At 44.0% G+C, this 12,275-nt stretch carries 7 protein-coding genes; 5 read left to right on the plus strand and 2 right to left on the minus strand.

Translation table 11 applies throughout. From position 1 onward, the window contains the following. Positions 1 to 165 precede the first annotated feature (165 nt). Positions 166 to 1,200, plus strand: coding sequence for a WD40 repeat domain-containing protein (locus tag V5G28_RS16465; RefSeq protein ID WP_332991298.1), 1,035 nt, complete (start codon positions 166 to 168; stop codon positions 1,198 to 1,200). A gap of 63 nt (positions 1,201 to 1,263) precedes the next feature. On the opposite strand, the gene V5G28_RS16470 is transcribed toward V5G28_RS16465, so the two are convergent. Next, a complete protein-coding gene (locus V5G28_RS16470; RefSeq protein ID WP_332991300.1) occupies positions 1,264 to 2,127 on the minus strand; it encodes a hypothetical protein in 864 nt (287 codons plus the stop codon). Here V5G28_RS16470 and V5G28_RS16475 point away from each other — a divergent pair. The 4 genes from V5G28_RS16475 to V5G28_RS16490 all read left to right on the plus strand — a co-directional run bounded on the left by V5G28_RS16475 (position 2,126) and on the right by V5G28_RS16490 (position 9,015). Further along, positions 2,126 to 2,707: a hypothetical protein gene (locus V5G28_RS16475; RefSeq protein WP_332991302.1), complete on the plus strand. Its 582-nt coding sequence runs from the start codon at positions 2,126 to 2,128 to the stop codon at positions 2,705 to 2,707. The two genes, V5G28_RS16470 and V5G28_RS16475, sit on opposite strands and share 2 nt — an antisense overlap. Positions 2,708 to 3,753: 1,046 nt before the next feature. Next, the gene (locus tag V5G28_RS16480) at positions 3,754 to 5,790 is read left to right on the plus strand and encodes a serine/threonine-protein kinase (protein ID WP_332991304.1); all 2,037 of its coding nucleotides are present in this window, start codon (positions 3,754 to 3,756) and stop codon (positions 5,788 to 5,790) included. Between the two features lie 31 nt (positions 5,791 to 5,821). Beyond that, the gene (locus tag V5G28_RS16485) at positions 5,822 to 6,706 is read left to right on the plus strand and encodes a hypothetical protein (protein ID WP_332991306.1); all 885 of its coding nucleotides are present in this window, start codon (positions 5,822 to 5,824) and stop codon (positions 6,704 to 6,706) included. A 353-nt stretch (positions 6,707 to 7,059) separates the two neighbouring features. Continuing rightward, a complete protein-coding gene (locus tag V5G28_RS16490; RefSeq protein ID WP_332991308.1) occupies positions 7,060 to 9,015 on the plus strand; it encodes a serine/threonine-protein kinase in 1,956 nt (651 codons plus the stop codon). 19 nt (positions 9,016 to 9,034) lie between these two features. On the opposite strand, the gene V5G28_RS16495 is transcribed toward V5G28_RS16490, so the two are convergent. Then, complete coding sequence (locus tag V5G28_RS16495) at positions 9,035 to 12,229, minus strand: tetratricopeptide repeat protein (protein WP_336230931.1); 3,195 nt, start codon at positions 12,227 to 12,229, stop codon at positions 9,035 to 9,037. Positions 12,230 to 12,275 lie beyond the last annotated feature (46 nt).

The following is a 12,275-nucleotide window of genomic DNA, read 5'->3' on the forward strand; positions in this document are numbered from 1 at the left end:
TGTCAACGCTACAAAAAATACCTATGGAGTGTGATGAATAATCCGGAATATTATCGCCTCAATAGGTAAGTAAATGTATTCCCAAATAAGTAAGATGCTCTCTGTTTCTTTTGAATAGCAATGTGAGAGTAGCACAACTGTAGAATTGGCAGGCGTTATGTAAAGATGACTGACTCAAAAATTAAAGTGTTGACGGGTGTAGCGATCGCACTTTTGGGATTTGGGGGAGTTTGGTATTGGCAATCTTCCCCTGCTGCCACTAGTGTATCTTCTGACAACAGTCAACCTCAAACGACACCCTTGGGAAATTTATCTGCAGCCTTCACCCTTGCAGGACACTCCGACTCCATTTTCGCTGTTGCCATCAGCCCGGATGGACACACTCTTGCCAGTGTTAGTGCAGACAAGACAATCAAACTGTGGAACCTCGATACAGGAAAAGAAATCCGAACTTTGATAGGGCATTCTCAGTGGATTAATTCAGTAACTTTTAGTCCAGATGGCAAGACCCTTGTCAGTGGTAGTGCTGACAAAACAATCAAAGTGTGGAATCTTGATACAGGAAAAGAAATCCGGACTCTGACAGGACATCTAGCTTCAGTGCAGTCTGTTGCCATCAGTGCTGATGGTTCAACCCTTGCTAGTGGCAGTTGGGACCAGACTATTAAATTGTGGAAGTTGGCTACAGGCGAGAACATTCGTACCCTCAAAGGTGCTTGCGACGTCGTTAACACCGTTGCGTTTAGTCCAAATGGCAAGATTCTTGCTAGTGGTAACTATTTTGACAACAGCATTAATTTGTGGGACATAGCAACAGGAAAGGAAACTTATACCCTTAAAGGGCATTCCCAGGCTGTTTCCTCACTTGCTTTCAGCCCTGATGGTGTCACTTTAGTCAGTGGCAGTTGGGACCAAACTATGAAATCATGGAATGTCACTAAGCAAAGAGAAATCTCTACCTTTACAGGGCACACTAACAAGGTTTTATCTGTCGCTGTCAGCCCTGATGGTAAAAGCTTTGCCAGTAGTAGTTGGGACAAAACTATCAAACTTTGGAATTTGGCTACTGGACAGCAAATAGGTACCTTAAAGGGGCATACTAGCAGGGTTTGGTCTGTGGCGTTTAGTCCAGATGGTAAAACCCTTGCTAGTGGCAGTTTTGACAAGACTATTAAGATTTGGCACGTTGCTGCAAAATGATGAATCATCAATAACGAATCATGAAGTTTTGCATCATTCATTATTTAAGATTCATAATTCTTTTTAAAAGAGCGTTAATCGGTATGTACCGCGTTCCTGCGCATTCGCTGAAATGACCACTATGTAGTAAGTGTCATCTTCCGGTAACCTAGCGCGGTCAATGAGAGCACTGTACTTGCCGTCTTTGTCACTATCTGAGGCTACGATTTGCCCTTTAGAATTTAGCAAGACTATATACGGAGAAAACTGCTCAAAAATACTATCCACACGGATACTAACAAGCTGGTTTTTCTTACCCTGAAACTTGGAAACATTGTAAGGGCTTCTGTTTTGTTTCAGGGTCAAGCCCGCTGATGTCAGTTCGCGGGATTGATCTAAAGTGTAGCTGGCTCTATCATTCCTCAGAGCGATGCTATAACGACCTTTTTGTGATGGGTTTTGGCTTGTGACTGCAATTTTGTAAGTACCCTTCGCGGGCAATCGTACAAATATAAATGCATCCTTCACTCCTCGATTATCTACTCCCCCGCCAGTACCTCGTTTTAAAAGAACTTGATTATTTGGGTCAAGCAGAAGCAAGTAGGGGTCTAGACTCAAATTGTTTGAGCGACGTTGATCCGCACTGCCCGTGAGTCTAATTTGAATCAGTTGGTTTTCTCTGCCCTCAAACTCGTAAAAATGAAAATATCTGCCTTGCGACTGATAGTCGCCTGGAGCCAGAACACCGAAGGCGATATCTACAAAATTAATTTCCCTAAAAGTAGGTGTTATGGAAGTAGCAAGTGGCGAACCTACATTAGCTGGCTGGCGGTTTCTTTGGCGTGAAGGAGTAGAACGACGACCTGAAGGGTTAGGCGCTGAGGTAGTAGTACCTGTCACTGTGGGTGTGGAAGGATAACCAGTAGTGGAAGGCTTAGGTACTGGCATGGTACTCCCCTGGGCTGTGGGTGCAGAAGTGGTGCCAGTGGCAGCAGGTTTCGCTGTTGAGGTGGTACTCCCCTGGGCTGTGGGTGCAGAAGTGGTGCCAGTGGCGGCAGGTTTCGCTGTTGAGGTGGTACTCCCCTGGGCTGTGGGTGCAGAAGTGGTGCCAGTGGCGGCAGGTTTCGCTGTTGAGGTGGTATTACCGGTTGCTGTGGGTGTGGAAGTTCTGCCAGTGGCAGTTGGTTTCGGTGCTGAGGTGCTAGTACCGGTTGCTGTGGGTGTGGAAGTCGTGCCAGTGGCGGCAGGTTTCGGTGTTGAGGTGGTACTCCCCTGGGCTGTGGGTGCAGAAGTGGTGCCAGTGGCGGCAGGTTTCGGTGTTGAGGTGGTATTACCGGTTGCTGTGGGTGTGGAAGTTCTGCCAGTGGCAGTTGGTTTCGGTGCTGAGGTAGTAGTACCGGTTGCTGTCGGTGTGGAAGTCGTGCCATTGGCAGTTGGTTTCGGTGCTGAGGTGCTAGTACCGGTTGCTGTGGGTGTGGAAGTCGTGCCAGTGGCAGTTGGTTTCGGTGTTGAGGTAGTACTCCCCTGAGCTGTGGGTGCAGAATTCGTGCCAGTGGCGGCAGGTTTCGGTGTTGAGGTAGTACTCCCCTGGGCTGTGGGTGCAGTAGCAGGAGGTAAAGGTGACTCAATAGGTTGTTTGCGTTGTTGAGATACAGGCGGTTGAGCCACAGGGATTTGCTCAATTCCTTTTTCTACCGCTTCTGGTTGTCTCTCATCTGGTGGTTTGGCAATTATGAAGTGTTGAGAGTGTAGCGGATTTGCCAAAACCTTTATAGGTAGAGCATAACTCGTTGTCAACCAACTACTGCTCATGCACAAAATTAAAACAAAGTTTAATCTATCTCTATAGTGTTTATTATTTTTTCCTGCCATCATTCACTCCTCATTTTTTATTTCCCAATTCAATCGGAAGGTAGATTTATACCTTGCTAAAGATAGATTTACACCTTGTTTTATTTGGCTTATGAACTACGTTCTGCTTAATTTGCTTTTTGCTTGTCGAGCAGAACTAAAAAAAGTTGATTTACCTGTATAAATTTTACTGAAATACGGTGAAAAATTGCCGTTAATTTTTCTACAAATAAATCATCACCTTGTACGGTTTACATATTTGTGATGACAAAAAAACACAAAAAGCAGTATTATGACTATCCTGGAGTAAAAATGTTCCTCAATTTGTTGAGGTGATGAAGAAGCTGACTTCAACTTGAGGGGTAACAAGTTTCTTAAAGTCAATAATAATAAGTAGTATATCAATGCGTTAAAATGACAAATTGCCTTTTGCACACGCAAAATTGTTTGTCTTATCGCATTCAGACTAAGCGTAAAAATCCGGAGAACACGCAAAACAGGATGAAATAGATAACAGGTAGAATTTAGGCACACAAGCATATCCATATGTATTGCTCAAGCTTAATGCCCTGAAATTCACTTAGATTGTAAGATAGTTAGTTGACAACAAAGCAAAGCGCCTTTATGTAAAATGGCAATCTTACTGAGTCAAACAAGAGATGGCAAAATTATACGGCATCGCTTAACGTTAACATATACTCAACCTGCACATGGATTCCCAGTATGCTCTGCTGCCTGAATCCCGATTGCCAAAATCCTTTAAATCCAGATGGTAGCCAGCAATGCCGAAGTTGCAATACACCATTGATTCCTTTGTTGAGGGGTCGTTATCGTGTCATTAATGTACTGTCTGATGAAGGGGGATTTAGCAGAACTTACTTAGCAGAGGATATAGACAAGCTAAATGAACCTTGCGTTGTTAAGCAATTAGCACCAAAACTCCAGGAAACTTCTGCTTTGAAAAAGGCGGTGGAGTTATTTAAAGAAGAGGCAAAACAGCTTCAGCAGTTGGGACAACATCATCAAATTCCTACACTTTTGGCTTACTTTGAGCAGGATAAATACCTGTTTTTAGTGCAGCAATATATCGAAGGACAGAATTTACTAAAAGAATTGCAGACACAGGGAACTTACAGTGAAAGCAAAATTCGAGAACTTTTGCTGGATTTACTGCCTGTCCTTGAGTTTATCCATCAACGTGGGGTGATTCATCGAGATATCAAGCCGCAGAATATTATCCGGCGTGATAGCGATCGCCGATTGGTACTGATTGATTTTGGAGCTTCAAAACAGCTTACCGCAACTGTGCAGACTAAAATTGGCACGACGATTGGTTCGCACGGTTATACGGCGATCGAACAGATGCAAGATGGAAAAGCTTACCCAGCTAGTGATTTATTCAGTCTGGGTGCGACTTGTTTTCATTTGCTGACTGGGGTTTCTCCATCTAAACTATGGATGCAACATGGATATAGTTGGGTGAATCATTGGCAGCGATATTTGAATCAACCTGGTCAAGGTGTAACAATTTCACGCCTAAAATTGGCTAAAGTTTTAGACAAGCTGTTAAAAGTAGACTTCCAAAAGCGTTATCAATCGGCTGATGAAGTTCATAAGGATGTGTTACGTCAGTCACAACCACTATCCTCAACCTTACTTTCAGTCGCCCCATCATCAGAGCAATTAACTTCATTACTACCAGACGGTAAGCTAAAGAAATATTTGCTGCTTGGTGCTGGGATTGTGGTGTTGGGATTAGGAGGATGGTATTCATACTTTCGTCCACTCTTCATCACCAAGGCTTCTACACCCAGTCCGCCGATAACTAGAACCTCGGAGGATTCTGATTCACCCAACACCCTGAAAGGACATTCCAGCGATGTGAATTCTGTCGCGTTTTCTCCTGACGGTAAGTTCCTTGCTAGTGGCAGTGATGATAACACAATTAAACTATGGAATGTAGCGAACCAACAAGAAATCGGCACTCTTAAAGGACACTCAACATGGGTTTGGGCTGTCGCCTTTTCTCCTGACGGCAAAACTCTTGCTAGTGGCAGTGCAGACAAAACCATCAAATTATGGAATCTAGAAACAGGAGAGGAAATTGGCACTTTAAAGGGACATTCTAGTGGGGTATCTTCCATCACCTTTAGCCCAGATGGCAAAACCCTTGCTAGTGGAAGTTTGGACAAAACCATCAAATTATGGAATCTAGAAACAGGTCAGGAAATTGGTACTTTCAAAGGACATTCCAATGCAGTTGCTTCTGTCGCCTTCAGTCATGATGGTGCAACGCTTGCAAGTGGGAGTTGGGACAAGACAATTAAACTGTGGAACTTAGCAACAGGAAAGGAAATTCGCACCTTTAAAGGACATTCCGACATGGTTCTTTCTGTTACCTTGAGTCCGGATGGTGTCACTCTTGCTAGTGGTAGCAAGGACAAGACAATCAAACTTTGGAATTTGGTTACAGGAGAAGCTACTTACACCCTGAACCAGCATTCCGAGAAAGTTAATTCTGTTGCATATATGTCAAGTGCTCTTAACGACAAAACTCCCAATGGAGTGGTTCTGGTTAGTGGTAGCAATGACAATACTATTAAGCTTTGGAATCCAGCAACAGGACAGGAAATTCGCACTTTACAGAAGGATTCTGGCTATATCTATTCCGTCGCCATCAGTCCAGATGGACAGGCGATCGCCAGTGGTGGTAGTGCTGATAACATTATCAAGATTTGGCGGATGCCTCGTTCATTCTAATTTATTTCTGATTTATTAATTTAAAAAAAACATGACCAAACATATTTTATTTTTTATTCACGGTATGGGCGAAAGCTATTCAGAAAATCAGTACGATGTTTTGTGGACGGGAATTGCAAAAGCCTACTGTGAGCAATGCCAAGTGCCAATAGATATCTTTAATAATCAATTTGAGCGCGTATTTATTAACTGGCAAAGCGTCACTTCTGATGCAGAACTTACAATTTTTGATGCAGCGTTTCCCCAATTAGAAGTCACCCAAAAAAATTTACCTTTTAGCGACGTAATGCATCCAATTCGTGCAATTCGTAAATTCATAACATTTTTTATGGGTGATGTTGCTGCTTATGTATCTGAGAATGATAACAATATTCGCAGTACAGTTTGGCAGCAAATGGAATCTCATATTAGCAAAGGCTTACCGTATAGTATTGTTGCTCATTCTCTTGGTTCAATCATCGTTTTTGACTACTTGTTTAATTTATTTGAAGAAAATCATTTGTTTCTACCGGAATCTGAGGGTCTTGAACATGAAAGTGAACTCTCCGCTAACAAAATTTCTCAACTAGGTGTTAACTTCCGTCATCTCTTTACCTTAGGCTCTCCAATTGGTTTATTTTTGTTACGTAAAGGTGATTTGTGGAAAGATGGGAAGAAATTTAATTCCATCAAAAATCCTATTAAAGATGATATAGAAAAAGGTATTAAGCGAACTTGGCTCAACTTTTATGATGAACAAGATGTTATTGCTTACCCTTTAGAAAAGCTGTTTAGTTTGAATACAACTAGACCTCAAGGTTCAATCAAAGATGTTTTAGTGAATACGGGTTGGTTCGCTGTTGATTCTCATACCCGCTATTGGGAAAATCAGCAGGTTGCTGTAGAAATCAGTCAAGTTCTACTTAGAGATGCTTAATAAATCTCTTGCAAAAGTCAATTGCTATGAAAATGAAACCACAGATAAACCTTGCCCTCGAGCGAAGCGTAGACGCCCGCAGGGCGGCTTCCCGGAGGGTAGGGACAGATGAACACGGATGATTTATTTGTGCTTATAAATATCACATACAGACGAATACCCAGACCAAAAGGTGCATGATTAAGCAGCCATTGCCATTGTTGCCAGTTTTCGCAGAGATCTATTGGTCACTAACAATGCTTACTATTTTATAAGTATTCATAAGTATTCCAACTTTACAATGAGAAAACTCGTTAGCTAATAAAGGGTAGTGGTAATATCATAGATGGCAACACAGTTACGCTTGCCAGACAATGCTCTGCTGCCTCAACCCCGATTGCCCACATCCTCTCAATCCTGACGGGATAACGAACTGCCAGAGTTGTGGCGCGCCACTGATACCGCTTTTGAGAGGTCACTATCGTGTTATCAAAGTGCTTTCAGATGAGGGAGGATTTGGCAGAACCTACTTGGCAGAAGATGTAGACAAGCTCAATGAACGCTGCGTTGTCAAGCAATTGGCACCGAAAGTCCAGGGAACATGGGCTTTGAAAAAGGCGATTGAGTCATTTCAACAAGAAGCTCAACGATTACAAGAATTAGGCAAAAATCCGCAAATTCCTACCTTGCTAGCTTACTTTGAGCAGGATAGCTATCTGTATTTAGTGCAAGAGTTTGTTGATGGGCAGACTTTGCTCAAAGAGTTGCGACAACAGGGAATATATGGCGAAATAGAAATTCGGGAAGTTTTGCTCGATTTGCTGCCGGTTCTCAAGTTTATCCATGAGCGCGGGGTGATTCATCGGGACATCAAGCCACAAAATATTATGCGGCGAATCTCTGTGACTCCCTCTGGAAGCGGGGGGAAAACAAGCGGGGCGGGGGAGCTAGTACTGATTGATTTTGGTGCCTCTAAACAGCTTAGCGCCACAGTGCGGACTAAACCGGGAACGACTATTGGCACACGTGGATATACCCCTCTAGAACAAATGCAGGATGGTGAGGCTTATCCAGCGAGTGATTTGTTTAGTTTGGGAGCTACGTGCTTTCATTTAATGTCAGGTATTTCACCAGCTATATTTTGGACAGAAAATGGCTATAGCTGGGTTGGTTCTTGGCGGCAACATTTGAGACGTCCCATCAGTACAGATTTGGCAGAAATTCTTGATAAGCTTCTGAAAAAAGACATTCAAGAGCGTTATCAGTCAGCGGATGAAGTGATCAAGGACTTGGTGCGTGATCTAGCGATTCAACCATCTTTGCAGCCAACTATACTTAAAAACAAAGTTTTGGCAGGTGGTGCCATTCTGTTGTTGGGATTTGGAGCAGTTTGTTATGTCAACGATTTTCAGCCCTTAGACTTTTTAGTGGCACAAAACAGTTTCCTGATGAAAACCCTCAACGGGCATTCTAATTTAGTGAGTTCTGTCGCTATCAGTTCCACGTCCAATGGCATAACCCTTGTAAGTGGCAGTTTTGATACGACACTGAAACTGTGGAATTTGGCAACTGGCAAGGAAATTGCCACATTAGAAGCAAATGCTGGTTCGGTTCATTCAGTCGCTACCAGTCCAGATGGTCGGACTGTTGCTAGTGCCAATGGTGACAAAACAGTAAAACTGTGGAATCTCTTGACTGGGCAAGAAATCCGTACTCTCTACGGGCATTTAAGTTCGGTTGAGTCTGTTGCCATTAGTCCAAATAACAAAATCCTTGCTAGTGGCAGTTTTGACGGAAACATCAAACTATGGGAACTGCCATCAGGAAACGAAATCGCTACTCTGAACTCACATTCAGGTGCTGTTAAATCTGTCGCCTTTGGTCGTGATGGGCAAACTCTTGCTAGTGGTAGTGAGGACAACACAGTTAAGTTATGGGATTTAGCTTCTAAGCAGGTCATCAGAACTTTTAAGGGGCATTCGCAACCGATCCGGTCTGTCGCCATAAGTTCCGATGGACAAACTCTTGCCAGTAGCAGTGCTGACGCCACTATTAAACTGTGGAATTTGGCAACCGGAGAGGAAATTTATACTTTTAAGGGTCATTCCTACTCGGTTAATTCGGTTGCCTTCACCTCAGATGGCAAGACTCTTGCCAGTGGTAGTAGCGACCATACTATCAAACTGTGGGATGTGGCAACGAAAAGCGAAATTCGCACTTTCAAGACGCCTTCTAAAGAGGTGACTTCCGTCGCCTTCAGTCCCGATGGCAAAACTCTTGCCAGTGGTTGTACTGACGGGACTATCAATCTTTGGCGGGTGGTTCGGTGAAATCTTGGTTGCAAAAAGTCTAATTTTTCTGCAAAAGGCGTGCAAAACCCCCGTTGTTGTAAGCTTCGGCAAGATCCGGCTTGCGGGCGATCGCACTCTTGAAATCTTCCATCGCCCCTTTGTCATCTTTTTCTTGCAAACGCGCAAAACCCCGGTTGTTATAAGCTAGCGCAAGCTCTGGTTTCAAGCGAATTGCTTCTGTAAAATCAGCGATCGCTTTTTCATAATCTTTGCGCGTATCCTGTGTATCCTTTTGAGACTCTGGGTTGATATATAACACGGTTGGAATGTTGGAGTTGAGGCGAATAGATTGATTGTTCTGAGCAATGGCTCCTGGATAACCTTGCTCTTGCACACGCGCTAGACCCCTGTTGTTGTAAGCTAAAGCAAAATCTGGCTTGAGGCGAATCGCTTCGTTATAATCTGCGATCGCTCCTTGATAGTCTTTCTGTTCCTGTCGGGCATTACCCCGCAGCGTGTAGTATAAATATGCTACTTGAGGAAACAGACTGATGGCTTTGTCGTAATCTGCAATTCCTCCTTGTTTATCTTTCAGGAGAAATCGAGCATATCCTCGGTAACTGTACACCCAGGCGTTATCAGGTTGGAGACGCAAAGCTGTGTCAAAATCCTCTGTAAATGAAGTTTGTCCCATCACAGCCTGAACAATCCCCCGACCAACGTAAGCAGGGGCATAATTAGGTTCTAGGCGTATCGCTTCCGTATAGTTTTCAATTGCTGTTTTGTAGTCTTTTTCGACAGTTCGGACATCGCCAAGCTTTTTGTAGTAAAGATAAGCTGCTTGGGGAGCAAAGCGAATTGCTGCGATGTAATCCTCAATCGCTCCTTTGTTATCTTGCAAAATAGAGCGAGCAGTACCCCGCTTATTATAAATAGCAGCCGAGTCAGGTTCAAGGCGCAGCGCTCTGTCGAAATCTTGAATGAATGCTTTGCGGTTTCCCATCATCGCGTTGACAATTCCCCGATCAACGTAGGCATAGGCATTGTCAGGCTGAAGGGCGATCGCTTTGTTTAAATCTTCAAGCGCTTCTTGATAATTGCCTTCACTCGATCTTGCCACACCCCGCTGTCGGTATGCGAAGGGATTGTCAGGCTGGAGGCGCAAAGCTTCGTTAAAATCCTTAATTGCTTCGCTGGTGTCTCCCATGCTGATACGGATATCACCCCGGAGAATGTACTGCAAAGGCTGGGGATTGATTTTAATCGCTTGATCGCAAGCCTGAATTGCTTTTGGGTAATTCCCTAATTCGCCCAAGACATTGCATAGTCCTCGATAAGCGATGAATTCATCTGGCTTGAGTGAAATCACCTTTTCTAGCGCTTGGCGTGCTTCTTCGTATCGATTCAAGGCGAAAAGCGTATCGCCTAACTCACGCCACGCTGGATCGTATGTTGGGTTATATACAGTTGCTTTGTTGAAAGATTGAAGTGCTTCTTTATACTTTCGCTGTAGACGCTGTGCCCGTCCGCGTGCATACCAAGCTTGAGACAAGTCTGGCTTGATTTGAATTGCTTGCTCAAATGCATCTACTGCTTTTTCATATTTCTGCGATCGCAACAGTTTATTACCATAACTGAGCCACTCAAATTCATCACGGCTGTTTCCTGGTGATGCTACATTCAGAGCAGATGTGATAATTGCGTCTTGTTGTGGATCGGTTAATCGCGGTGGTACTGTGGTATGCTTTTTGAAGTTGATCTGCGATTTTTCCTGCTGTACCAGTGCCAAAAAGCTACGGATAGGCACACCCAAGCTGTAACCCAGTTGGATTTCGCGTTCCTCACCAGTTTTTTGCTTAATTAAGGTTGGTTCTCCTTCGGCTGCTGTATGAATCCCAATCACTCGACCCAAGCTATCTAACACTGGGCTGCCACTCATCCCTTTATCAGTAGAATTGGTATAAACCAGTTCATAACCAAAAGCAAAAGAACGAGAATCCTTGGCGCGATCAATTCCTCCACCGTAGAGCAATCCAGCACTAAACTGACGGTTTGGTTTTGTGGTAGCTTCTTTTGATGCGGGCATACCAGACACAAAAACCACTCTGTCTTCGTTTTCTAAGTCATAGTCAGCTAGAGTAGCGACTTGGTAAGTTTGGTTGCTAGTAAACTGCAACAGTGCTAAATCTGTTCCTTCCCAAGTTTTGATGGTGCTAGTGTTTACCGCATACTCCTGATCATCCAGAGTCACCACTTTCAAGTCGTTCTTTCCTCGCACGACATGACCAGCGGTGAGAACATAGTATGTGTTACCTTCCTTGGCAACAATTACCCCCGATCCATGACTGTTTTGCCAAGTGATTAACACTGTAATTTCTTTGGCAATGTTGTTAACCACAGTTGCCACCAACGGCGTGGATGTGGCTGTTGATTTGGTAACTGTGTTCCTTGCTTGCGGGTTTTCTGGTGGAATAATTGGGGGGTCTAGCTGAGATAATATCTCAATAGGAACTCCCCAGCTCGAACGCCGCATCCGCTCGCGCAAAGCATCATTAGGCTGGGAACCATCTTCATACACATACGGATCGCCCCACAAAGGCTGAGCATGGATGCCATTGATACCAATGACCTTACCATCACTATTGAGCACTGGTCCGCCGCTCATCCCCTTTTCAACTTCATTGGTGTATCCAATCCGGTAGCCCCCTTTCAAGGAGCGTTCTAGCAACAGAGAAATACGTCCCGGATGCGTGACAAACTGCCTTGAACTAGATGAATCCTCTTCAAAGGGAAACCCCGCAGCAAAGACTTCATCACCTTCTTTTAAGGTTGATGAACTTCCTAAGGAAGCTACGGTATAGTTATTCAGAGCACGAAACTGCAATAAAACCAAATCCTTGTTATCATAATTTACATCTTTGACCAACTGGGCTGGATGATTTTGACCATCGGGTGTATTAATCAGATGGGGTTTCCCTACTTCTAGGACGTGCTGACTTGTCAAAACTGTATACAGCGAACCGTCTTTTTGAATCAATATCCCCGAACCGCCCTTTTCTCCAGAGATAATTTTGACAGTGATGGACTGAGCTAGCTTCTGCAGTTGCTCTTGGGATAACTGGGAGATTTGCTGCCGTGCATAAAGCTTGGGGGCAGAAATACTGATATAAAGACTTTGTACTGGCAGCATCCATAACGTGCCTACCCAGACGACCAAAGTCAGTAACCGACAATCCATTTGCCCATGTCCCATGAGTGTCAATTTAGTGATTCGGGAAATAGGGGGCAGCCCTAGGGGG

This window comes from Scytonema sp. PRP1 (genome assembly GCF_036697665.2).
Taxonomy (GTDB): Bacteria; Cyanobacteriota; Cyanobacteriia; order Cyanobacteriales; family Nostocaceae; genus Kalymmatonema; species Kalymmatonema gypsitolerans.